Source organism: Novosphingobium sp. RL4 (assembly GCF_035658495.1).
Taxonomy (GTDB): domain Bacteria; phylum Pseudomonadota; class Alphaproteobacteria; order Sphingomonadales; family Sphingomonadaceae; genus Novosphingobium.
Genome location: NZ_CP141944.1, coordinates 485,039 through 507,169, shown reverse-complemented (window position 1 = coordinate 507,169; position 22,131 = coordinate 485,039). Strand labels below are relative to the sequence as shown.

At 64.5% G+C, this 22,131-nt stretch carries 21 protein-coding genes; 12 read left to right on the top strand and 9 right to left on the bottom strand.

Annotation, left to right across the window (positions count from 1 at the left end; genetic code table 11):
• Nucleotides 1-43: 43 nt before the first annotated feature.
• Both leuS and U9J33_RS02515 read right to left on the bottom strand, forming a co-directional pair.
• The gene (gene leuS, locus U9J33_RS02520; protein WP_324697647.1) at nucleotides 44-2,575 is read right to left on the bottom strand and encodes a leucine--tRNA ligase; all 2,532 of its coding nucleotides are present in this window, start codon (nucleotides 2,573-2,575) and stop codon (nucleotides 44-46) included.
• Between the two features lie 72 nt (nucleotides 2,576-2,647).
• Nucleotides 2,648-3,115: a DUF3576 domain-containing protein gene (locus U9J33_RS02515; protein ID WP_054441108.1), complete on the bottom strand. Its 468-nt coding sequence runs from the start codon at nucleotides 3,113-3,115 to the stop codon at nucleotides 2,648-2,650.
• Nucleotides 3,116-3,390: 275 nt separating this feature from the next.
• Here U9J33_RS02515 and U9J33_RS02510 point away from each other — a divergent pair, with 275 nt between their 5' ends.
• Nucleotides 3,391-4,143: a hypothetical protein gene (locus U9J33_RS02510; protein ID WP_324697645.1), complete on the top strand. Its 753-nt coding sequence runs from the start codon at nucleotides 3,391-3,393 to the stop codon at nucleotides 4,141-4,143.
• Between the two features lie 142 nt (nucleotides 4,144-4,285).
• The gene (gene phbB, locus U9J33_RS02505; RefSeq protein ID WP_054441110.1) at nucleotides 4,286-5,008 is read left to right on the top strand and encodes an acetoacetyl-CoA reductase; all 723 of its coding nucleotides are present in this window, start codon (nucleotides 4,286-4,288) and stop codon (nucleotides 5,006-5,008) included.
• Nucleotides 5,009-5,055: 47 nt separating this feature from the next.
• Here phbB and U9J33_RS02500 read toward each other — a convergent pair whose 3' ends face one another.
• The 3 genes from U9J33_RS02500 to U9J33_RS02490 are packed head-to-tail and all read right to left on the bottom strand — an operon-like array spanning nucleotide 5,056 to nucleotide 6,974.
• Nucleotides 5,056-5,382: a YnfA family protein gene (locus U9J33_RS02500; RefSeq protein ID WP_054441112.1), complete on the bottom strand. Its 327-nt coding sequence runs from the start codon at nucleotides 5,380-5,382 to the stop codon at nucleotides 5,056-5,058.
• Nucleotides 5,383-5,395: 13 nt separating this feature from the next.
• A complete protein-coding gene (locus U9J33_RS02495; protein WP_185998266.1) occupies nucleotides 5,396-5,824 on the bottom strand; it encodes an HIT family protein in 429 nt (142 codons plus the stop codon).
• A 13-nt stretch (nucleotides 5,825-5,837) separates the two neighbouring features.
• Nucleotides 5,838-6,974 carry a CDP-alcohol phosphatidyltransferase family protein gene (locus U9J33_RS02490; protein WP_324697640.1) on the bottom strand — a complete coding sequence of 379 codons (1,137 nt, stop codon included), beginning with the start codon at nucleotides 6,972-6,974 and terminating at the stop codon, nucleotides 5,838-5,840.
• A 171-nt stretch (nucleotides 6,975-7,145) separates the two neighbouring features.
• Between U9J33_RS02490 and U9J33_RS02485 the strand changes: the two genes are divergently transcribed.
• From U9J33_RS02485 to U9J33_RS02475, 3 genes are read left to right on the top strand one after another with little or no spacing between them, the layout of a single operon-like run.
• Nucleotides 7,146-8,192, top strand: coding sequence for a diacylglycerol/lipid kinase family protein (locus U9J33_RS02485; protein WP_324697638.1), 1,047 nt, complete (start codon nucleotides 7,146-7,148; stop codon nucleotides 8,190-8,192).
• A gap of 52 nt (nucleotides 8,193-8,244) precedes the next feature.
• Complete coding sequence (locus tag U9J33_RS02480; protein WP_324697636.1) at nucleotides 8,245-9,159, top strand: hypothetical protein; 915 nt, start codon at nucleotides 8,245-8,247, stop codon at nucleotides 9,157-9,159.
• Complete coding sequence (locus U9J33_RS02475) at nucleotides 9,156-9,929, top strand: nucleotidyltransferase family protein (RefSeq protein WP_324697634.1); 774 nt, start codon at nucleotides 9,156-9,158, stop codon at nucleotides 9,927-9,929. The genes U9J33_RS02480 and U9J33_RS02475 overlap by 4 nt, the downstream gene beginning before the upstream one ends.
• 4 nt (nucleotides 9,930-9,933) lie before the next feature.
• On the opposite strand, the gene U9J33_RS02470 is transcribed toward U9J33_RS02475, so the two are convergent.
• Nucleotides 9,934-10,428 carry a DUF2141 domain-containing protein gene (locus U9J33_RS02470; protein ID WP_054441125.1) on the bottom strand — a complete coding sequence of 165 codons (495 nt, stop codon included), beginning with the start codon at nucleotides 10,426-10,428 and terminating at the stop codon, nucleotides 9,934-9,936.
• A gap of 323 nt (nucleotides 10,429-10,751) precedes the next feature.
• Between U9J33_RS02470 and rpe the strand changes: the two genes are divergently transcribed.
• The 5 genes from rpe to U9J33_RS02445 all read left to right on the top strand — a co-directional run bounded on the left by rpe (nucleotide 10,752) and on the right by U9J33_RS02445 (nucleotide 16,054).
• On the top strand, nucleotides 10,752-11,414 hold the full coding sequence (gene rpe / locus U9J33_RS02465; protein WP_132469364.1) for a ribulose-phosphate 3-epimerase: 663 nt from the start codon (nucleotides 10,752-10,754) through the stop codon (nucleotides 11,412-11,414).
• A 140-nt stretch (nucleotides 11,415-11,554) separates the two neighbouring features.
• Complete coding sequence (locus U9J33_RS02460) at nucleotides 11,555-13,411, top strand: heparinase II/III family protein (RefSeq protein WP_324697632.1); 1,857 nt, start codon at nucleotides 11,555-11,557, stop codon at nucleotides 13,409-13,411.
• A gap of 111 nt (nucleotides 13,412-13,522) precedes the next feature.
• On the top strand, nucleotides 13,523-15,115 hold the full coding sequence (gene purH / locus U9J33_RS02455; protein WP_324697630.1) for a bifunctional phosphoribosylaminoimidazolecarboxamide formyltransferase/IMP cyclohydrolase: 1,593 nt from the start codon (nucleotides 13,523-13,525) through the stop codon (nucleotides 15,113-15,115).
• 257 nt (nucleotides 15,116-15,372) lie between these two features.
• Nucleotides 15,373-15,522 carry a hypothetical protein gene (locus tag U9J33_RS02450; protein WP_324697628.1) on the top strand — a complete coding sequence of 50 codons (150 nt, stop codon included), beginning with the start codon at nucleotides 15,373-15,375 and terminating at the stop codon, nucleotides 15,520-15,522.
• A gap of 70 nt (nucleotides 15,523-15,592) precedes the next feature.
• Nucleotides 15,593-16,054 carry a Fur family transcriptional regulator gene (locus U9J33_RS02445; protein WP_054441163.1) on the top strand — a complete coding sequence of 154 codons (462 nt, stop codon included), beginning with the start codon at nucleotides 15,593-15,595 and terminating at the stop codon, nucleotides 16,052-16,054.
• Between the two features lie 5 nt (nucleotides 16,055-16,059).
• Here the strand turns inward: U9J33_RS02445 and U9J33_RS02440 are convergent, their stop codons facing one another.
• Entirely contained in the window at nucleotides 16,060-16,407 is a 348-nt protein-coding gene (locus U9J33_RS02440; protein WP_324697625.1) for a VOC family protein, read from the bottom strand.
• A 138-nt stretch (nucleotides 16,408-16,545) separates the two neighbouring features.
• Between U9J33_RS02440 and dxs the strand changes: the two genes are divergently transcribed.
• Both dxs and U9J33_RS02430 read left to right on the top strand, forming a co-directional pair.
• Nucleotides 16,546-18,468 (top strand): 1-deoxy-D-xylulose-5-phosphate synthase, encoded by a 1,923-nt coding sequence (dxs, locus tag U9J33_RS02435; protein ID WP_185998895.1) that lies wholly within the window; start codon nucleotides 16,546-16,548, stop codon nucleotides 18,466-18,468.
• Nucleotides 18,469-18,513: 45 nt separating this feature from the next.
• Entirely contained in the window at nucleotides 18,514-19,308 is a 795-nt protein-coding gene (locus tag U9J33_RS02430) for an alpha/beta hydrolase (protein WP_324697623.1), read from the top strand.
• A gap of 120 nt (nucleotides 19,309-19,428) precedes the next feature.
• On the opposite strand, the gene U9J33_RS02425 is transcribed toward U9J33_RS02430, so the two are convergent.
• Both U9J33_RS02425 and U9J33_RS02420 read right to left on the bottom strand, forming a co-directional pair.
• Nucleotides 19,429-20,727, bottom strand: a complete 1,299-nt coding sequence (locus tag U9J33_RS02425; protein ID WP_324697621.1) for an amidohydrolase family protein — start codon at nucleotides 20,725-20,727, stop codon at nucleotides 19,429-19,431.
• On the bottom strand, nucleotides 20,724-22,109 hold the full coding sequence (locus U9J33_RS02420; protein ID WP_324697619.1) for an amidohydrolase: 1,386 nt from the start codon (nucleotides 22,107-22,109) through the stop codon (nucleotides 20,724-20,726). The genes U9J33_RS02425 and U9J33_RS02420 overlap by 4 nt, the downstream gene beginning before the upstream one ends.
• Between the last annotated feature and the right edge of the window lie 22 nt (nucleotides 22,110-22,131).

Genomic DNA, 22,131 nt, shown 5'->3' with positions numbered 1-22,131 from the left:
ACCGCTCCGAGGAGGACGGGTCCGACAAGGCGCAGGAAACGCTTCACGCGACGAGATTGACCAGGCGGTCGGGAACGACGATCACTTTCCTCACCTCGGCTCCATCCAGCGCACGCTGCACTTTCTCGCTGGCAAGGGCAAGCGCTTCAAGCTCTTCCTTCGAAGTGCCCTTGGCCACGGTCAGGGTGTCGCGCAGCTTGCCCTTCACCTGGACGGCCACGGTCACTTCGTCCTCGACCAGCAGCGCCGGATCGACTTCCGGCCATGAAGCCTGCGAGACGAGGCCTTCCCCGAAGGTTTCGAAAGCTTCTTCGGCGAGGTGCGGCATCATCGGCGAGACGAGCAGCAGAAGCGTGCGGATCGCGTTCGAGCGGCTGGCCGAAGGGGCCGCCTTCTCGACCGCGCCGGTCAGTTCGTAGATGCGCGCCACGGCCTTGTTGAAGCCCAGCGATTCGATGTCCGAAGCCACCGCAGCCACCGTCTGGTGGGCCTTGCGGTCGATGGCCTTGTCCTCGCCCGTCGCCGAAGCGTCGTACTGGGCGAACAGACGCCAGAGGCGCTGCACGAAGCGGCCGCAGCCCTCGATGCCGGCTTCCGACCATGGCAGGTCGCGCTCCGGCGGGCTGTCTGACAGCATGAACCAGCGGATCGCGTCGGCGCCGTAAGTCGCGACGATCTCGTCGGGGTCGACGACGTTCTTCTTCGACTTCGACATCTTGATGACGCGGCCGACTTCGACGGCGGCACCGTCAGCCTTCAGCGTCGCACCGTCCGAGGTCCGGTCGATCTCGCCGGGCGAGAAGTAGATCGGCTGACCGTTGGCATCGTTGATCCGGAAGTAGGTCTCGTGCGTGACCATGCCCTGCGTGAACAGGCTGGCGAAGGGCTCCTTCACCTCGACCTTGCCGATGCGGGCCAGCGCGCGCGTCCAGAAACGCGCGTAGAGCAAGTGCAGGATCGCATGCTCGATACCGCCGATGTACTGTTCCACCGGCAGCCATTCGGCGATCTTGGCCGGATCGAACGGACGATCCTCCGGCTGGCTGGCGAAGCGCAGGAAGTACCACGAAGAGTCGACGAAAGTGTCGAGCGTGTCGGTTTCGCGACGCGCGGCGTGGCCGCACTGCGGGCAATCGACATGCTTCCAGGTCGGGTGGCGAACGAGCGGGTTGCCGGGGGTCGAGAAATCGACGTCCTCGGGCAGCGTGACCGGCAGGTGCTTCTTGGGCACCGGCACCACGCCGCAAACCTCGCAGTGGATGAACGGGATCGGCGTGCCCCAATAGCGCTGGCGCGAGACGCCCCAGTCGCGCAGGCGCCACACGGTCTTGCCCTCACCCCAACCTTCGGCCTCGGCGCGCGCGATGACGGCGGCCTTGGCGTCCTTCACGGCCATGCCGTTGAGGAAGTCGGAATGGACGCAGACGCCATCACCGGCCTCGGACTCGCCGTCGAACGGCTTGTCGGCATCGGCTTCGCTCGCCGCGACGACGCGCAGGATCGGCAACTGGTACTTGGTGGCGAATTCGAAGTCACGCTGGTCGTGACCGGGAACGGCCATGACCGCGCCGGTGCCGTAGTCCATCAGCACGAAGTTGGCGATGAACACCGGCAGTTCGGCGCCCGTGAACGGGTGCCTGGCCTTCACGCCGGTATCGAAGCCCAGCTTTTCAGCGGTTTCGAGTTCGGCCGCAGTAGTGCCGCCCTGCTTGCACAGCGCGATGAATTCCTCGACCTCGGGACGACCCTGCGCAACCGCCTGCGCGATCGGGTGATCGGCGGCGACGGCGACGAAGCTGGCACCGAAGATCGTGTCCGGACGGGTCGAGTAGACTTCTACCGAACCGATACCGCCGACTTCGGCAGTCAGGTCGAACTTGAACTGCAGGCCCTGGCTCTTGCCGATCCAGTTCTCCTGCATCGTGCGGACCTTCTCGGGCCACTTGTCGAGCGTGGAGAGACCGTCCAGCAGTTCGTCGGCGAAGTCGGTGATCTTGAGGAACCACTGGGAGAGCTTGCGCTTCTCCACCAGCGCGCCCGAGCGCCAGCCGCGCCCGTCGATCACCTGTTCATTGGCGAGCACGGTCATGTCAACCGGATCCCAGTTCACCGCCGATTCCTTGCGGTAAACCAGATCGTTTGCGTAGAGATCGAGGAACAGCGCCTGCTCGTGGCCGTAGTATTCCGGCTCGCAGGTGGCGATCTCGCGGCTCCAGTCGAGCGCAAAGCCCAGGCGCTTCAACTGCGCCTTCATGTTGGCGATGTTCTCGCGCGTCCAGCCGCCGGGGTGGACGCCCTTTTCCATGGCCGCGTTTTCGGCGGGCATGCCGAACGCGTCCCAGCCCATCGGGTGGAGCACTTCATGGCCTGTCATGCGCTTGTAGCGCGCCAGCACGTCGCCCATCGTGTAATTGCGCACGTGGCCGATATGGATGCGCCCCGAAGGATAGGGGAACATCTCAAGCACGAAGCTGCGCGGCTTCGACGAGGTATCGTCCGCCTTGAAACACTGCGCGTCGTCCCACGCAGCCTGCCAGCGCGTGTCCGCCTGAGCCGGATCGAACCGCTCGGTCATCTTAATCGAGTCTCCTGCGGGCATATTCCCGCAATTTCGCGGCACCGGCCGGTGCCGCGTATGAAAAAACTATCAGCCGCCGATCGAATTGCGGCGAAGGTCACGGGCGCGGGTGAGGATGATGTCCTCAAGCTTCTGCACCGTTGCAGCCTGAACCGGCGCCGGCGCCCAGACGCCGTTGGTCGAGACTTCGCGCTGGCCGGTCACGCGCAGGGCGTCGGCACGCAGGTCCTTGTCGAGGATCATCACCGTGATCTTGACGCGCTCGTTGGGTTCCTTGGGATTGGTGTACCAATCGGTGACGATGACGCCGCCGGCGCTGTCCGACTGGAGCAGCGGCATGAACGAGAGCGAATCGAGGCTGGCCCGCCACAGGTAGCTGTTCACGCCGATCGTCGTCACCGCCGAAGGGGCGATCGAGGACTGGACCTGCTTCCTGCCACCGCCGCAACCGGCCAGCGCAAGCGCCGCGACGGCGCAAAAGCCCGCAGTCGCCAGCGATCGAGCGGAGAGAAGGCCGGTATGGGTGCTGCCTGTCATCGTAATTCCCAGTTCCTGTCTTGGCGCGTTCGCCGGACTTCCGGTAAACCTGCCGTGAAACGCCTCTATAGCCGCCGTTGCCCGGGCGGCAAGTGCGGCTGCATCAGCTTGCCGCCATAACGGGTGCAAGGCTAAACGCATGCTGAACGCCCCTCTCCCATCCGCGATCAGGCTGTGTTAAGTTGCAAGCCTGAAAGATCGCGGAACGGTGGGACGCCGATCCCGCAACAGGATCGTGAACCGGCGAGATGGAAAGGCAAGGCGGGAATTTCGCAATGGAAGCCGAAGCAACACGCGCGTCGAAAGGCGGAATGAAGACCGGCCTCTTGCTGGCCTGCTGCGTGACCGTGCTTGCCCTTCCCAGCGCCGTTCTTGCGTTCACCACCAATTTCAAGACCGCGCAGACGGAGAAATCGGTCGATTCGCTCGATCCGGAGACCTCTCCAGAAAACCTGTCGCGCGCCATCGCCATGCGCTCTCTTGCCAAAGGTCAACCGTTTCCCTTCACTCCGGCAGCACCTCCGGGCCGCCTCGAACGCGCGGTTACGGTTGCCGTTCGCTTCGATCCGGAAGCGGCGAAGGCGATTATCGTGCGTAACCGCCTTCAGATCGCCCGCACCGACAAGGATGTCGGGCCCCTTCGCATAGCTCCCAACGCCTTCAATCTCGGCGTGGCGCGCGGCTATCAGAACTTTGCCCCCGAAACGGCGCCGCAAGCCTTGGGCAAGGGGCTTTCCGATGCGCCAGAGTTGAAGAAATTCAGCCTTCAGGCCGGAACGGTCGACCAGAAGGAATCGCGCTTCAGCCCCCGAATCTCGATCGATGAAAAGCATGTGGCAGGTCGCGCCCCTCGCACGTTCTCGGGTGAAGCGGGCGAAGTCGATCTGGGGGGCGCCTACCGCGTCACCGAGAATCTCGATGTCACTGCCGGCCTGCGTTATTCGCAAGAGCGGGAACGCCTTGTTCCCCTCACCGATGGCCGCCAGGACAGTCAGGCAGTGTACGTAGGAACCCAATTCAGGTTCTGATCCGTGCAGCCATAATTGCACTTCTCTCAATCAATTCGCCGCAAATAAGCTCCGGGAGCGATGGGCTTCGGCTTGCCCTGCGCGGCTGGTTTCCATAGCACTGCAGGTGGTGGATGCTTCACTAAAAGGCGAAAGGCTTTCTATGGCGCGCGTTGCTATCGTTACCGGTGGGACCAGGGGTATCGGGGAGGCTGTTTCACTGGCCCTCCAGGAACGGGGTCACACCGTAGTTGCAAATTACGCAGGCAATGAAGAGAAGGCAAAGGCCTTTACGGAACGGACCGGAATCCCTGCCTACCGGTGGGACGTCGGCGACCACGAAGCCACGCTTGAGGGCGTGGCAAGGGTGACCGAAGAAGTCGGTCCCGTGGACATCGTCATCAACAACGCGGGCATCACCCGTGACGGCGTGCTTCACAAGATGACCTTCGACGACTGGAACGAAGTCATGCGAATCAATCTTGGCGGTTGCTTCAACATGGCCAAGGCCACGTTTTCCGGAATGCGGGATCGCGGCTGGGGTCGCATCGTCAATATCGGCTCGATCAACGGCCAGGCCGGACAATATGGCCAGGTGAACTACGCCGCAGCCAAATCCGGCATCCATGGCTTCACGAAGGCCCTGGCGCAGGAAGGCGCCAAGTACGGCGTCACCGTCAACGCCATCGCGCCCGGCTACATCGACACGGACATGGTGGCAGCCGTTCCCGCACCGGTCCTTGAGAAGATCGTGGCGAAGATTCCCGTCGGCCGCCTCGGCAGCGCTTACGAAATCGCTCGCGGCTGCGCGTTCCTCTGCTCGGAAAATGCAGCGTTCGTGACGGGATCGACGTTGAGCATCAACGGCGGCCAACACATGTATTGAGGCGTTACGCGTATCAGGCGGGGGCCCGGCCGTCGCCTGATACGCAACTATCCCCGATGCGGTCCGAACAGGATCACTGCCGCCCCGACAAGACAAAGCGCGGCGCCTCCCATATCCCAGCGATCCGGCTTCACACCTTCCGCCAGCCAGAGCCACAGCAGCGCGGAGGCTATGTAGATTCCGCCGTAAGCCGCATAGGCACGCCCGGCATGATCGCTTTCGACCAGCGTCAGCAGCCAGGCGAAGATCGCCAGCGACATGCAGCCGGGAATGAGCCAGAGCGGCGACTTTCCCATGCGCAACCAGGCCCAGAAGGCAAAGCACCCGCCGATCTCGGCAAGCGCCGCACCGACGTAGATCAGGACTGACAGCACGGCCTGCGTGCCTTCAGCCGAACGCCTGCCTGAGCCACTTGACCAGTTCGGCAAGGTCCGGGCCTTCCAGCGAAACCGCATGTCCCAGGTCGGGAACCTTGGGCCAGCCACAGTCGACGAACTCCCGCCCCTTCCATTCGCGGGTACCTTCGTAACGCGGGATCACATGGAAATGGACGTGAGGGTCCACCATCATCAACATGAGGTAGTTTATTCGGGCATAGGAAACCGCCTTGCCCAACGCGCTTTCGATCGCGGCGGTCACGATCTTCAGGTCGGCATGTGCTTCGGCGGCGAGATCACCGAACGCGGTGGCCTCCGACTTCGCCGCCAGTACCAGCGAACCCAGCGTCGGCTGGGCAGGCCTTGCCAGCACCACCCAGTGATCGAATTCGGCGACGAGCGTGGCCGGATAGCCGAACTTTTCCATCGTCCCGTTCATTACCGACGCTCCTTCAGGTTTCCGCCAACCACGAGGTGATCTGGCCGCCCCGCGCCCGAACGATCCAGGCCTGCACCAGGCGCACGGCATGAACGAGGCAGGAAATCGCGGTCCACCACGCCACGGCGATCAGGCCAAGATCCGGTCGCGCGAACAGCATGGCGACGAACAGGATCACCATGTTGGGGTTGCGACGGGCCGTGATGAGCCGGAACCGGCTATCGAATTTGCGCCAGACGTGAATGTGCATCAGGCTGTTCTGCCTCATGAACACGCCTTCGATCAGGCGCTGAACAACGTATCCGCCCTGGATCGCTCCCTGCACCCACCAGAAGGTAGTCGTATCGTAGGCCAGGCCCCAGGTAGCGAGGCCGGTTGCCCAGAACCACCACCAGAACGGTGGATGGACGAGATCCATGCCGTGGTCCGCAACATTACCCCATTCCGAAGACGTGATCGTGCAGCGGGCCAGTTTGCCGTCAACGGTGTCCAGAACCATGAACACGAGGCCCAGCGCCATTCCGAGCCAATAGTGCCCGTAGGCGAAGAGGAAGGTCGCGGCCACGCAGAACACCGCGCCGACGGCGGTGACCATGTTCGGCGTGATGTGCAGCTTCGCGCAGACGCGCGTCAGTACCAGGGCCCATTCCGGCCAGAGGTATTTGGTCAGTACATCGGTGACGCCCTTGTAGGCCCCGAAGTAGCTGGCCCTTTCGATCGGACGCACGGTCTCAGCGTCAAGCGCCATGAGAAACGGCGTCTCGCGCTTGCGAAGCTGCTTGTTTTCCACGGTGGGGCCACTCTCGAAGGCAACCACATCGAGTCCCGGTGGATCGCCAAGCGGAGTGCCCGATCTCATCGCCTCCGCGACTCGGGAGGCCTGATCTGCATCGGCCGCATAAGCGAGCGCGGGGACACCGCCGAGCGTGAGCACCATGCCGGGGCGCGTGGTGATGTATTTGAACCACGCCGGATCCCACGCAAAAGCGGCGTTCGAAAGAACCGCAGGGCCTGCAGGAACGGTAGAGCCGGGAACCAGTCCGTTCGCGCGCGCGATGCGCGCGACGCGCTCGGCCATCGTAAGACCCCAGAGCTGAACGGGGTTTTCGCCGATATTGACGACGAGAGGGGGAGTGTCATTTTCGACCATGGACCGGCCGTAATATGTCACGCCTCCACTGGCAATCTTGCGAGTTGCACAGAACGCGCAGGAAATTGAGGGTCTTGCAAGTGGCGCTAATCCGCCATAGAACTGTAACCTTAATGTGTCAGTTGATGTTTCCTGATGATTTTTCGGCTCGGGATGCCTACATAGGCCCCCGTGTACGGAACCATTTACGAATTCGAAACGCTGCCGACATCCGGTGAGCATGACGGCCGGCGCAAATCGGCCAGCCTGGCGCGTTCAGCCCAGCGGGGCCGCGCCGTGCCTCTCGTAGGTATCATCCGCAATCCTCGCAGCCACCGCAACAAGGGCCACGCGCCCGAGATGGCGGACTGTTCCAACATCCTTACGGAAACGCCGCGCACCCGCACGGATCTCTACGGCGTGCTCGAAAGCTTCGCCCGCCGCGGGATCGACTATCTCGTGGTGGACGGCGGAGACGGAACGGTGCGCGACGTTCTGACCTGCGGCGCAGATATCTTCGGTGAGGAATGGCCGACCTTCATCGTCCTTCCCAAGGGAAAGACAAATGCGCTCGCCATCGATCTTGGCCTACCTAACCAATGGTCGCTCGCCGAAGCTCTCGCCGCGGCGCACAAGGGCAACAAGCTGACCCGCCGTCCCCTGCGGATTTCCTCGAGGGAAGACAGCAACGGTTGCATTCAGGGCTTCATCCTCGGCACCGGGGCATTCGCGCTCGCCACAGAGGCTGGCCAGGAAGCGCACCGCCGGGGCGCGTTCAACAGCTTTGCCGTGGGCCTGACGGTCCTTTGGGGCATCATCCAGACCCTGTTCGGCCGTGCCGGCAACCCATGGCGTTCCTGCACGCCCACCCGTCTGGTGAACCGCCACACCGGCCGCGACTTGCCTTATCAAGGGCCAGGCCGTTCGGACGAGCGCTTCATGGCCGTCGCAACGACGTTCGAGCGTTTCCCGCTCGGCGCCCGCCCCTTCGGCAGCGACGTGGCCCCGGGCATGAAGCTGGGTGTTATCGACTGGCCGGTGCGCTGGGTCATTGCCCTGCTTCCGGCGGTTCTGTTCGGGTTCTGGGGCAAGTTTCTTGAACGGCGCGGCGTTCATCGTTTCTGCGCCAGCGCCGTCGATCTTGAACTGGACGGCTCCTTCATCCTCGATGGCGAAGCGTTCCCGGGCGGCGATTACGTGCTTGAGGAAGGCCCGCAACTGACGTTCGTGGTCCCCTGAAAACAGTTTTCCGGCGCTTGATTTCCGGGCGCCGCTGCCCGAGCATGACGTCATGACCGAAGATCTCGAAGGACGCGTCCGCAAGGCCATCCAGCGCCCGATCGAACCCGAAATCCGCGCCTTCGCGCAGCGCCTCGCCCTTGCAGCAGGCAACGCCGTGGCGGTGCTGTTCTACGGCTCCAACCTGCGCACGGGCTCGCTTGAAGGCGTTCTGGATTTCTACGTCCTCACCGAAGGCCCCCAGATCGAGAAGATCTGGCCTCGCGTCAGCTATCATGAGTGGACGTTCGAAGGCATTCCCCTGCGCGCCAAGGTCGCGACCATGGCTCTGGAAACCTTCCGCGCCGCCGCCGCCGGCGAACTGCTCGACACCACCATATGGGCCCGCTTCGTCCAGCCCTGCGGCCTGGCCTGGCTGCGCGACGAAGCCGCGATCGGCCCCGTTGCCGAAGCGGTCTCCGGCGCCGCCCGCATTGCAACCCGGCTTGCGGTTTCTCTGGGACCGGAAGCGGGAACGGCGGAAGACTATTGGCGGGCGCTGTTCAGGGCGACATACGCGGCCGAATTCCGCGTCGAGAAGGCCGGGCGGGAGGATTCGATCCTCGCCGTCAATCGCGGGCATTTCGACGGCCTGCTCCCCCTGGCGCTGACCGCCGACGGCATCGATTTCACTCGGGAACCCAAGGGAACGATCCGCCCTGCCCTTGCGGCTCGGGAGCGTAACCGTGCCTTGAACTGGTGGAAGCGCCGCCAGCGCCTCGGCAAGCCTTACAACGTGCTCCGCCTGCTCAAGGCATCCACGACGTTCGACGGTGCGGCCCGCTATGCCGCGTGGAAGATCGAACGTCACACAGGCGTACCTGTCACCATAACCCCCTGGCGCGAACGCCATCCGGTTCTCGCGGCTCCCGGCGTGCTCTGGCACGTGTGGCGCACAAAGAAGGCAATGGAGCGCAAGCCGGCATGAAGCCCGCCGCGCTCATCCTCGCAGGTTCTCGCCCCGGCGCGCCCGATCCTGTCGCCGCGTCCGAGGGAGTCAGCCACAAGGCGCTGGTCAAACTGGAAGGCCAGCCGATGCTCGCCCATGTCGCCCATGCGCTCCGTGATGCCGGGATCGAGCGTGTGGCCGTCATCGCCAACGATCCTGCCGTCGTGGCGCTGGCGCAAATGTTGAATTGCGAGGTAATCCCTGCCGAAGCCGGGCCAAGCGCAAGCGTCGCCGCCGGTTTTGTACGGCTGGGTGCGCCGATGCTCATCACCACGGCGGATCACGCCCTGCTGCGCGGGGAATGGGTCAGCGACTTCCTTCTCGACACGCCCGAAGATGCCGATGTCGCCATCCTGCTCGCCCGGCGTCAGGCGATCGAGGCCGCCATGCCCGGTTCCCGGCGCACATATCTGCGCTTTGCGGACGGGCACTGGTCGGGTTGCAACTTGTTTCTGCTCAACTCAAAGCGCGCCGAAAGCGCGATAAAGACCTGGAAACTGGTGGAGGCGGACCGCAAACGCCCCTGGCGCATAGCCGCCCGCCTCGGCCTCGGCATGTTGCTGAGCTACGCGCTGGGCAGACTGACCCTCGCAGCCGCCCTCGGCAGCCTGGGCACGAAGATCGGCATAAGGGCCAGCCTGGTGGCAGCGCGTGACGGGCTGGCCGCAGTCGATGTGGACAAGCCCTCCGACCTGGTCGACGCGCGCGGAATACTGGCGCAGCGACGGGAGGCCGGGGGCCAGTCCTGATCCGTTACATGTAGCGCATCTGGATGCGGATCGATTTCACTTCCTTGCCGTCCACCGGCACGCCGACCTTGGTATAGCTGGGCTTGCCGAGGTTGAAGATGTTGATCGACGGATTGTTGGACATGGCGCCGCCATCAGTGCTGATATCGGTCGAACCATTGCCATTGACGTCATGGCGGACCGCGATTCCATAAGATCCCGCAGCGGAAACCGGCACGCAGAACGTCATCGATCCCGCCTTTGCCGGAACCTCGATACGCTTCAGCCACTTGCCCTTGGAAAGCCATTCGGCCGAAGTCGCGCGGTAGGATTGCACCCTCAGCTTCCCCTGAGAGGACTTGATGCCATCCACCGTCACCATGATCGACGGTCCGCCACCGGCTCGGCACTGGCTCATGTCGTTGCGGATTTCGTCGCGGTACTGCGCGGCAGCAGGAGCGGATACCGCCAGGGCGGCCAAACCGGCCGCGGCCAGCAGCACGCCCGAACGCCTGTTCATTGGGAAGGGGGCCTTGGGGAACGTCACACTCATCTCCGGTTCCATAACGCTCTGCGCAGCACGCACGGCCTGGCTGAAGCGCGCGCAACTGCGTGATTTTTCTGGCGCCGCACTGCCATCGAGGCCGTGAATGCACTCTGAATTGGCAGTTCACAATGGCTCAATCACGTGCCGGTTCCCCGGTGCTGCCGGCTGCTCACCCGCCGCCACCTGGTGGATTTACGGGCGACCTCCATATGGCGTGTGGAAAACGGCCAGTGGGGCGCTTGTACCCCCCAGATGTGGTGGCCTATCCTTCACATCGAGGAGTACCGTTTTCCACCATGACCACGCCGCTGATCTCGCCCTCCATCCTGTCCGCCGACTTCGCCCGCCTGGGTGAGGAAGTTCGCGCGATCGACGAAGCCGGCGCGGACTGGATCCACGTCGATGTCATGGATGGTCACTTCGTGCCGAACATCACCATCGGTCCTGCCGTGGTGAAGGCCCTGCGCCCCCATTCGGCCAAGGTGTTCGACGTGCACCTGATGATCTCTCCGGTCGACAGCTACCTCGAAGCCTTCGCGGAAGCGGGTGCCGACTACATCACCGTCCATCCCGAGGCCGGACCGCACGTTCACCGCACGGTGCAGACGATCCACAATCTCGGCAAGAAGGCCGGCATTTCGCTCAATCCCGCGACGCCCGCCAAGATGCTCGACTATCTGATCGACGACATCGACCTGGTCCTGATCATGAGCGTAAACCCGGGCTTCGGCGGCCAGAGCTTCATCTCCAGCCAGCTTCGCAAGATCGAGGCCGTGCGCAAGATGATCGACAAGTCCGGCCGCGACATTCGCCTCGAGGTGGACGGCGGCGTCGATGCCAGGACCGCACCGCTTTGCGTTTCGGCAGGCGCCGACGTGCTCGTCGCCGGTTCCGCCACTTTCCGCGGCGGACCTACGCAATATGCCGCGAACATTCGCGCCCTGAAGGGACTCGCCTGACGGGGACGGACTGAAACAGTGACCCCAGACACCCAGCCGGGTTCCCGCGCGGGAACCTGGGGGGACTTCGGGCCATTTCCCCGATGGGCGGGAGCTAGGCCCGGATGGACCGGAGCGAGGAGGGTGTCTTGAACCAGAATGTGAGCGGATCAACCGCCCTGGACCGGCAGGAGCCGGACATCACCGATATCTCCGCATTCGCAGCCGATGAATCCGATCTCCTCTCGCCCCGCACGGTGGGCGGCGAGGCGAAAGTCGAAGTTGCGCACATTGAAAGTGGCCGCGCTCTCGCGCTTGCCGACTTCTCGCCCCCCTCCGTCGGCCCCGGCGAACGCCTTATCCGTTTTGCCTACCGACTCGGCATTCCCGGCTCGATGCTCTCGGCGCCCATGGGCAAGAAGGCACGCACCCGCCTCCTCGCCACCGTCAACAATACGCTTCCCGGCCATGTCGCCGCGGGCACCGCACTGCGCGCCGGTCACTTCCTGATTCACGGCGCCAAGACACCGATCGCGCAAGTCGACTATGCCGGTGCCGCCCGCGTCACCCCGCCGCTCGAACGCGTGGTTCACAGCTTTTCCTGGCTCACCGACCTTGAAGCCTGCGCCCCCCGTGAGCAAGGCACGGCCGTAGCCGAGCGCATCCTTACCGCCTGGCTCCAGGCCAACCCCAAGCCCCCCGGCAAACCCGGCAAGGGCCCCGCCTGGGCCGTCGGCAATACCGGCGCCCGCCTGATGAACTGGCTGGCGCACGCGCCACTGATTCTTTCGGGCGAAAAGGCCCTGCGCAACCGCACGCTGGCGCATATCTCGGATACCGCGCGCTGGCTCGATCGCCACGTCCACAATGCAGAGGACGGCCTTGCCGAAGTGGCAGGCTGGTCCGCCATCGTCGCGGCGGGGCTGCTCCTGCCCGATGGACGGCCGCGCCGGCTCTATGGCGAAGCCGGGCTGGTCAAGTCGCTCGGCGAACTGATGGGCGACGACGGCGGCGTGCTTTCCCGCAGCCCGGTTGCGCAAATGGAAGCCATCGCGCTGCTCGTCCGCCTGCGCAACTGCTATCACGCAACCCGCCGGGACGCGCCCAAGGCGGTCGAGCGCGTCATCGAAATGCTGATCCCGCCGCTGCTGGCCCTGACTCATGGCGATGGATCGCTGGGCTCCTGGCAGGGCGGCTGGGCTGTCGACGGGGATGACGTGAACGCCCTCGTTCGCGCCACCGGCGTCCGGACCCGTCCGCTGCGCGACGTGAGGCAGTGGGGCTATCAACGCGTGCTCGCCCACAAGTCCATCCTCCAGTTCGACACCGCGCCGCCTCCTTTGCCCGCACACGCCCGTCACGGCTGCGCCTCGACCCTGGCTTTCGAAATGTCTCACGGCGGGCACCGCCTGATCGTGAATTGCGGGGGTTCCGCCAGTGGCGGCGGACTGGTGCCGGTCCGGCTCGAACAAGGCCTCCGTGCGACTGCGGCGCATTCCACGCTCACTTTGGACGACGCCAATTCCACGGCCGTGCTCATCAACGGCGCGATCGGATCGGGTGTCAGCGAGGTTGATGTCGACCGCAAGACGCTCGTGCAGGAAAACGGCGGCAACGCCACCCGCCTCGAGGCCAGCCACAATGGCTACGAGGCTCGCTACGGCCTCACTCACCGCCGCATCCTGATCCTGCGTGACGACGGCACCGAACTGCGCGGCGAAGATCTGCTCCTGCCCGCCAATCGCAAGGGCAAGCGCGGCAAGGTCGGCTTCGCGATCCGCTTCCATCTGGGCCCACGAGTAGAAGTGGGGCTGACGGCGGACGGACAGGGGGCTGGCCTCGCCTTGCCTGACGGCAGCTACTGGCAATTCCGCAGCGCCGCCGGCGAAGTCACCGTCGAGGATTCGCTATGGGTCGACGGCCAGGGCCGCCCGCAGGCAACGCAGCAGCTCGTGATTCAGGGCATGGTTTCCCGCGGCGGCGGGAATTTCGGGTGGCTTCTCAAGAAAATGGGGTGATTTTGTCCAAGGCACGCCACGGGTTGTGCCTTAGCCACCTTGCAGGCTCGGCTCTGCCGACCTAGAGGGCGCGCAAATCCTTTGCCCGCCCCATTCGCGAGAGGCCCTTCAATGACCGATATCGTCCCGATTCGCCGCGCACTGCTTTCGGTTTCCGACAAGGCCGGCCTCGCCGACCTCGGCAAGGCGCTTGCCGCGCGCGGCGTGGAACTGGTTTCGACCGGCGGCACCGCCAAGGCGCTGCGCGATGCCGGGCTCGAGGTGAAGGACATTTCGGACCTCACCAATTTCCCCGAAATGATGGACGGCCGCGTCAAGACGCTGCACCCCAAGGTCCACGGCGGCCTGCTGGCCGTGCGCGACAACCCGGAGCACGCCAAGGCCATGGCCGATCACGAGATCGGCGCGATCGACCTCGTCATCGTCAATCTCTACCCCTTCGAAGCGACCGTGGCCAAGGGTGCCGACCGTGACGAAGTGATCGAGAACATCGACATCGGCGGCCCATCGATGGTCCGCTCCGCTGCGAAGAACCATGCCTTCGTCGCCATCGTCACCGATCCCAAGGACTATGCCGGCCTGCTCTCCGAGTTGGAGACCACCGATGGCGGCACCACGCTGGCCTTCCGCAAACTGCTGGCGGCGCGCGCCTTCGCGCAGACCGCCGCTTACGATTCGATGATCTCTCAGTGGTTCGCCTTCGCCGACCAGGGCCTTGAGTTCCCCGAGATGATCAGCGTCAACGGCCGTCTTTCGACCGAACTGCGCTACGGGGAGAATCCGCACCAGAAGGCCGCGCTCTACACCCCGGTCGGCCCTTTCACCAAGGGTCTGGCCCAGAGCGAGCAGGTGCAGGGCAAGGAACTGTCCTACAACAACTACAACGATGCCGACGCCGCCTTCGAGCTGGCTGCCGAGTTCAAGGGCCAGCAGCCCGCCGTGGTCATCGTCAAGCATGCCAACCCCTGCGGCGTCGCTCAGGGCGAAACCCTGCTCGATGCCTGGCAGGGTGCGCTGGCCTGCGACGACGTTTCGGCCTTCGGTGGCATCGTCGCGGTGAACACCACGCTCGACGGCGCCACGGCGGAAGCGATCTGCCAAATCTTCACCGAAGTCGTCGTCGCACCTGACGCCGACGAGGAAGCCCGCGCCTTCTTCGCCAAGAAGAAGAACCTGCGCCTGCTGCTCACCGGCGAACTGCCCGATCCGCGCCGCGCCGGCCTGCTCGTGCGTCAGATCACCGGCGGCCTGCTGGTGCAGAACCGCGACAACGGAGCCATTGGCCTCGACGATCTCAAGGTCGTGACCAAGCGCGCGCCGACCGAGCAGGAACTGAAGGACTGCCTGTTCGCCTGGACCGTGGCCCGTCACGTCAAGTCCAACGCGATCGTCTATGCCAAGGACGGCATCACCGCCGGCATCGGTGCGGGCCAGATGAACCGCCGCGATTCCTCGCGCATCGCCGCGATGAAGGCCGCGGAAGCCGCCGAGAAGTTCGGCTGGGCCCAGGCACGCACGGCGGGTTCGGCTGTGGCGTCGGACGCCTTCTTCCCCTTCGCGGACGGATTGCTGGCCGCTGCCGAGGCGGGCGCCACCGCCGTGATCCAGCCGGGCGGCTCGATCCGCGATGACGAAGTCATTGCCGCGGCCGACGAAGCGGGCCTGGCGATGGTCTTCACCGGCATGCGCCACTTCAAGCACTGAGGGACCGAAACGGCAGGAAGGCGAGGATGTTACCCTCGCCTTCCTTGCCCGCGTGTAGGAAACTGCGCGGCGCAGCGCGCTCAGGCGCCACGCGAGAACATTGACCAAATTGTGACGGTTCCCGCCCTTCGTCGCGGCAGAATCACAACTCATCGCAGAATGGGCTGCAGTTCGTCGCCATTCACTGGACGTCAAGGCGATTCGCGCCAAGTGAGCGCCACGCAATCGTACCACAACCATATGAGCTGATTTTCGTCATGGGACTCTTCAAGGCCGACTTTTACCGCTTCTTCGCTCTCGGCTTTGCCGGTGGTGCGCTGCTGGTGCTCGGCGTGATGGGGATTGGCGGACATTCGCTGACCAGCGGCATCGTGCCTCCGGCCGAAGCCGCAACGCCCGCACGCTGATCGCACGGGCCGGGCGCCCTCCCGGCACCTTTCAATTGCACGCGGCAAGGCCAGTGCCCATATGGGGCGCATGGCTAATGCGCATCATCATCACGAACACTCGGGCGACAACCTGATCGAGGCTGCCCGCGCGGCTCTTATCGAATCGGGCGAGCAGTGGACCGAGATGCGTGCGGACGTCTTCGGCGCACTGGCGGAACGTGAACGCCCCGCCTCCGCCTACGATCTGGCGGAGAGCGTATCCGCCCTGCGCGGCAAGCGCGTGGCGCCTAACAGCGTCTACCGCATTCTCGATCTTTTCGTGCGCACCAACCTTGCCCGCCGCGTGGAAAGTGCCAACGCCTATCTGGCCAACAGCCACCCCGGCTGCCAGCATGACTGCATCTTCCTGATCTGCGATGTCTGCGGTCAGGCCGTCCACATCGACGATGACAAGCTGACCGGCGCGCTTATCGCGGCGGCGAAGCAGGCCGGCTTTGCGGGCGTGCGCCCGGTTGTCGAACTGCGCGGCACCTGTGCGGCCTGCAGCTGAGAGTCTTACCGAAATTCGGTTAAGCTGAGGATATTCCCGTCAGGATCGGGGAACCACGCCACCAGTGCTGTTCCGTCCGGCGCTGTCCAGATGCCGTCGGCGTCCTGCCCGAAGCCTTCATAGACGTTGAATTCCACACCCCTTCCCCGCAAGGAGCCGACCGCCGTGCGAATGTCGGACACCGTCCATCCCAGCACCGTATGCTGCATCGGTACATGGCCGGCATGACTGGTCAGCCGCATCGCCCCGCCGCCAGCCAAGGCGAAAGCAAGCGCGAATTCCTCTTCCGCGATAACGCGCAGTTCCAGCACGTTTTCATAGAAGACTCGGGCGCTTGCCCGGTCGCGGGTCATCACGAAGGCCACTGGCGATGCTTCGGAAAGTCGCAACATATGGACTGCTCCCACGTTTTTCCTGTCATTTCGGGTGCTACCGGCATATTGCCCGTCGCTTAATTCGACACCAGAACACGTAAAGTGTACAAGCAGACCATGACAGCCAACCCGGCAACGCCGCTCCTCGATACCGTCGATACGCCTGACGATCTTCGCAAGCTCAAGCCTGCGGACCTGCGACAGCTGGCCGACGAACTTCGCACCGAGATGATCTCAGCCGTCGGACAGACCGGCGGACACCTCGGCTCGGGCCTTGGCGTGGTAGAGCTGACCGTGGCGATCCATTACGTGTTCGACACGCCGACCGACCGGCTGATCTGGGACGTGGGCCACCAGGCCTACCCGCACAAGATCCTGACCGGCCGCCGCGACCGCATTCGTACACTGCGCCAGGGCGGCGGGCTTTCCGGTTTCACCAAGCGTTCGGAAAGCGAATACGACCCGTTCGGCACGGCTCACAGTTCCACCTCGATCTCAGCCGCGCTCGGTTTTGCGGTCGCCAACAAGATTAAGGGGACGCCCGGCCGGGGCATCGCCGTTATCGGTGACGGCGCGATGAGCGCGGGCATGGCCTATGAGGCGATGAACAACGCCGCAGAAGCCGGAAACCGACTGATCGTCGTCCTCAACGACAACGACATGTCGATCGCGCCGCCGGTCGGCGGGCTTTCCGCCTATCTTGCGCGCCTCGTCTCTTCGGGCCGATTCCTCGGCCTGCGCGATCTCGCCCGCAAGTTCGCACGCCGCCTCCCCCGCCCCCTCCACGCCGCGGCCCGCAAGACGGACGAGTTCGCGCGCGGCATGGCCATGGGCGGCACCCTGTTCGAAGAACTGGGCTTCTATTACGTCGGCCCGATCGACGGCCACGACCTCGACGCATTGGTCCCCGTGCTGGAAAACGTGCGGGATGCCGCCGAAGGCCCGATCCTCGTCCATGTCGTGACCCAGAAGGGCAAGGGCTACGCCCCCGCCGAGGAAGCGGCCGACAAGTACCACGGCGTGCAGAAGTTCAACGTCGTCACCGGCGAACAGGCCAAGGCTCCTGCCGGCCCGCCGAGCTATACGGGCGTCTTCGCCAAGGCACTGGTCGCCGAGGCGGAAAAGGACAACCGCATCTGCGCGATTACCGCTGCCATGCCCTCGGGCACGGGGCTCGACAAGTTCGAGCAGAAATTCCCGAATCGCAGCTTCGACGTCGGCATTGCCGAACAGCATGCGGTCACTTTCGCGGCGGGCCTCGCGGCTCAGGGCATGCGCCCGTTCTGCGCGATCTACTCGACCTTCCTCCAGCGCGCCTTCGATCAGGTCGTCCATGACGTCGCGATCCAGAACCTGCCCGTGCGCTTCGCGATCGACCGCGCCGGCCTCGTCGGCGCCGACGGCGCGACTCATGCCGGCTCGTTCGACGTGACCTACCTTGCCACACTGCCGAACATGGTGGTCATGGCCGCTGCCGACGAAGCGGAACTGGTCCACATGGTCCACACCGCCGCACAGTATGACGCCGGCCCAATCGCCTTCCGCTATCCACGCGGCAACGGCGTGGGCGTGGACTTGCCGGAAACGCCGCAGCTTCTCGAAATCGGCAAGGGCCGTATCGTCCGCGAAGGCACCAAGGTAGCCCTGCTCTCGCTTGGCACCCGCCTCGGCGAAGCGCTCAAGGCTGCAGACGTGCTGGAAACCAAGGGACTGTCGACCACCGTTGCCGACTTGCGTTTCGCCAAGCCGCTCGACACCGATCTGATCCGCAAGCTCATGCTGAGCCATGAGGTCGTCATCACCGTCGAGGAGGGCGCCATCGGTGGCCTTGGCGCACATGTTCTCACCATGGCGAGCGACGAAGGTCTGACCGACGCCGGGCTCAAGATCCGCACCATGCGCCTGCCGGATATCTTCCAGGATCAGGACAAGCCCGAGACCCAGTACGACGAAGCTGGCCTCAATGCACCGCAGATCGTCGATACCGTACTCAAGGCCCTGCGCCACAACAGCGCCGGCGTGAACGAAGCACGGGCCTGACGCGGCGCTCGCCCGAAGGTCATTCACGCCCGCTGGAACAGGCCGGTGAAGGTTCCCCTGCTGGTCGGTGCGGTTGCCGTGTCCGGCCTCTATCTCGCGGTCGTTCTCGCGCTTTACCTGGGGCAGCGCGCGATCATCTATCCCGCACCGCGCGGACCGGCATCAATTCCCTCGGGTTTCGAGAAAGTAACGCTCCACACGGCTGACGGCCTCGCCCTCACCGCAGCATGGCGCCCTGCAAAGTCGGGCCGCCACACCGTGCTGTTCTTCCATGGCAACGGCGACAGTCTCCCCGGCGCTGCCGCCGCCACCGAAGGCCTTGTGAAAGCCGGCTACGGTGTGCTTCTTGCCGACTATCGCGGCTATGCGGACAATCCGGGCAAACCGACCGAAGAGGGGCTCGCGCTGGACGCAGAAGCGGCGCTGGACTTTGCAAACCGCAGAGGCATTGCCGCCAACCGGATCGTGCTGATGGGTGCTTCACTGGGAACGGGGGTCGCGGCGGAACTGGCCACGAAGCACTCTCCTGCGGCGCTGGTGCTGATATCGCCCTTCACCAGCCTGCCGGATGTCGCGGCCGCAGCAGTTCCCTGGGCTCCGGTGCGCCGACTGATGCTGGACCGCTTCGACAGTCGCACGGCGATTGCCCGGGTCAAGGCCCCGATCCTTGTCCTCCACGCCGCCGACGACCGGGTGATCCCTCTGGCTCAAGGCGAAGCGCTCGCACAGGGCGCGCCCCATGCCAGATTCATCCGCTTCGAGCAGGGCGGCCACCAAATCCAGTTCGCCCGGCCCACGCAAACGGCCATCGTCGGATGGCTGAAGGGCCAGGATATCTAGGTCGTAAACCTAGGACCAAGGGCCATGCCCCCTGTCCTGCAAGGCGCTCGCGACGAAGCGGCCTGTGCAAAGACGATATTCCGAAGGTCTGGGGCTCTCCCCCAGACCTTCGGATTTACTTCACCAATCGTAGGCCTTCGGCAGGTACGTCCGATCCAGGCTCTTGTACCGCTGCTTCAGCCGGCTCTGATGATTATCGAGCGGCTGCTTTACGCCATCGATATAGACTTCGACCGGTGCCGAGGAGAGTTCCAGCGGGTCGCCGTCCCAGATGACGACATCCCCGACCGCGCCCGGTGCCAGAACGCCTTCCTTGCCGCCCATACCGCTGATTTCGGCAGGAATGGAGGTAATGGCGGCCAGCGCCTCACCCCAAGTCAATCCCACCGCGCCCGGCAGCTTGTTCAGAGCCACGAGGTTTCCGGCCTGCTGCGGCGCATAGCGTGGCTGATTGCTGCCCGCGAACATGCCGATGGCAACCTGGACGCCCGCCTTTTTCATCCGGCCGACGTTCGACTGGGTCGCCGCGAGACTTTCAAAGCTGGCCGGAAGATCCCGCAGCGGCATGGTGATCACCGGCACCTTTGCGGCCGCGATGGCACCGGCCACGAGCCAGCCTTCCGTGGCGCCCACGAGCACGAGGTTCAGCTTGGGAAACTCGGTCTTGAGCGCCAGCACGCTGCGGATGTCTGCCGCACGTTCGACCCCGACATAGAGCGGCTGGCGGCCGTCCAGTACCGGTGCAAGCGCTACCGCATCGGCACGGGTGAGCAGGGCATCGCTGCTACGCCCGGCATTGGGTGCGGCAACCACTTCGCGCGCCTCACGCAAGGCGTTGCGCAGCGCGACATGCGCTGCCACGCGGCTACCACCGGCGAGCCGGGCTCCGGCTTCCCCAAGTTCCACGAACTGGAAAGCCCGGGATGCGTTGACCGTATCGGGACCCGTTCCAAGGCCGATCAGCGCGCCCTGTCCCGCAAAGATCGAGCCCCCGTTGAAGGGGGCCACGCTGGCGCGCGTAACGCCGCCTTCGCGGCTGATCGCGATATGCTCGCTGGAAGGGTTTATCGCCGGCGCGACATCGAGCGCGGCATTGAAGGGGGACTTGTCCGCTTCCGTGTCATTGCTGTTCGACACCGCTTCGACATCCCAGAGACCGAGGTCGGTCACGGCGGAGAACAAGCCCGGCGTCACCCACTTTCCGGTTCCGTCCACGCTCCGGATACCCGCCGGCACGGCAACTCCGGCTCCCGCGGCAACGACCTTGCCGCCCCGCACGATCACGGTGCCATGCTCGATCGGCGCGCTGCCGTCACCGGTGGCGACGGTGGCATTGGTGATCGCGAAATCCTGTGCGGAGGCCGCACCGGGCAGCGCTACCGCCGCAAGGGCGGCGATGATGATGGCACGGCGGCTCATTTCACGTCTCCTGCACCGGGCTGCCCCAATTCGAAATCGCTTACCGGACGACGTTTTGCATCCAGGGCATCGAACATCAGGGCCCCGTCGATCCAGACCTTCTCGGGTCGCGAGTAGACCGAGAGCGGATTGCCGTTCCACAAGACCACGTCGGCCATCTTGCCCACTTCGAGGCTGCCGGTCTTCTCGCCGATGCCCATGGTCTTGGCGGCATTGTAGGTGAACCAGCCAATGACCTTGGCATCGGGAATGTCGATGCCGATGCGGCGGCCGTCGGCCTGGGCCTTGGCGGCTTCCTGGTTGAGGCGCTGGATGCCGTTCTCGTCGTCCGAGTGAATCACCACGCAAGTTCCCGCATTGGCGAGCAGCGCGGCGTTTTCGGGAATGCCGTCGTAGGCTTCCATCTTGAAGCCGTACCAATCGGCCCAGACGGCGACGCAAATGCCATTCTCGCGAAGGAGATCGGCGATCTTGTAGGCTTCCACCGCGTGGTGGAACGCCGTGACCTTGTAGCCCATTTCCTTGGACATATCGATCACCTGCGCCATCTCGTCCGCGCGGTAGCAGTGATTCTGGACGAGGATTTCGCCCTTGAGCACGCCTTCCAGCGTATCCTTGCCGAGATCGCGCTCGGAATGATCGCCGTCCATGTACTGGCGTGCGTCGATCCACGCCTGACGGTCGACCGAGAAGTTGCCCATGCGGGTCGAGGGCTTCTGCCCCTTCTCGCCATAGACGCGCTTGGGGTTTTCGCCGCAGGCCATCTTCAGCGAATAGGGCGCACCGGGGAACTTCATGCCCTGCACGGTAATGCTCGGCACGTTCTTCAGGGTAACCGCACGGCCGCCGATGAGATTGCCGGAGCCTGGCAATATCTGGAGGCTGGTAACGCCGCCGTTGGCCAGGGCGCGGGTGAAGCCGGGGTCCTGCGGCCAGACCGAGTGCTCCGCCCAGACGTCGGGCGTCGTCGGGCTGGTCATCTCGTTACCGTCCGCCAGCGCGTCGACGCCGGGCGAAGGATAGACGCCGAGATGCGAATGGATGTCGATCACGCCGGGAGTCACGAACTTGCCGGTGCCATCGATGCGGGTGTAGCCGTCCGGGATCGCCATGTCGGCGCCTCCCACGGCCTGCAACTTGCCATCCCGGAACAGCACGACACCATTGTCGATCCGCCCGCCGCGCCCGTCATAGACGGTTGCCCCGACGAGCGCCGTAGCCGTTCCCGGATAGGACCTGTAAGTTGACGGATAAGGATCCGCGACGACCTCGGCCGCTTTCTTTTCCTGCTTCTTGGCATCCACGCTCTGAGCGCTCAGGGCCAGCCCCGCGCTCAGGACAAGCGTGGAAGACCAGCGCCGCAATCCCGGCGATACCCTCATGTCAGTTTCCCCTGTTCAAATG

Coding starts and splice junctions, on each gene's coding strand:
- U9J33_RS02425 (WP_324697621.1), bottom strand. CDS start 20,727: ATGAGCCGCCGTGCCATCATCATCGCCGCCCTTGCGGCGGTAGCGCTG.
- U9J33_RS02440 (WP_324697625.1), bottom strand. CDS start 16,407: ATGACCCGCGACCGGGCAAGCGCCCGAGTCTTCTATGAAAACGTGCTG.
- rpe (WP_132469364.1), top strand. CDS start 10,752: ATGACCACGCCGCTGATCTCGCCCTCCATCCTGTCCGCCGACTTCGCC.
- U9J33_RS02450 (WP_324697628.1), top strand. CDS start 15,373: ATGGGACTCTTCAAGGCCGACTTTTACCGCTTCTTCGCTCTCGGCTTT.
- phbB (WP_054441110.1), top strand. CDS start 4,286: ATGGCGCGCGTTGCTATCGTTACCGGTGGGACCAGGGGTATCGGGGAG.
- U9J33_RS02475 (WP_324697634.1), top strand. CDS start 9,156: ATGAAGCCCGCCGCGCTCATCCTCGCAGGTTCTCGCCCCGGCGCGCCC.
- U9J33_RS02510 (WP_324697645.1), top strand. CDS start 3,391: ATGGAAGCCGAAGCAACACGCGCGTCGAAAGGCGGAATGAAGACCGGC.
- U9J33_RS02490 (WP_324697640.1), bottom strand. CDS start 6,974: ATGGTCGAAAATGACACTCCCCCTCTCGTCGTCAATATCGGCGAAAAC.
- U9J33_RS02495 (WP_185998266.1), bottom strand. CDS start 5,824: ATGAACGGGACGATGGAAAAGTTCGGCTATCCGGCCACGCTCGTCGCC.
- leuS (WP_324697647.1), bottom strand. CDS start 2,575: ATGACCGAGCGGTTCGATCCGGCTCAGGCGGACACGCGCTGGCAGGCT.
- U9J33_RS02515 (WP_054441108.1), bottom strand. CDS start 3,115: ATGACAGGCAGCACCCATACCGGCCTTCTCTCCGCTCGATCGCTGGCG.
- purH (WP_324697630.1), top strand. CDS start 13,523: ATGACCGATATCGTCCCGATTCGCCGCGCACTGCTTTCGGTTTCCGAC.
- U9J33_RS02445 (WP_054441163.1), top strand. CDS start 15,593: ATGGCTAATGCGCATCATCATCACGAACACTCGGGCGACAACCTGATC.
- U9J33_RS02420 (WP_324697619.1), bottom strand. CDS start 22,109: ATGAGGGTATCGCCGGGATTGCGGCGCTGGTCTTCCACGCTTGTCCTG.
- U9J33_RS02480 (WP_324697636.1), top strand. CDS start 8,245: ATGACCGAAGATCTCGAAGGACGCGTCCGCAAGGCCATCCAGCGCCCG.
- U9J33_RS02470 (WP_054441125.1), bottom strand. CDS start 10,428: ATGAACAGGCGTTCGGGCGTGCTGCTGGCCGCGGCCGGTTTGGCCGCC.
- dxs (WP_185998895.1), top strand. CDS start 16,546: ATGACAGCCAACCCGGCAACGCCGCTCCTCGATACCGTCGATACGCCT.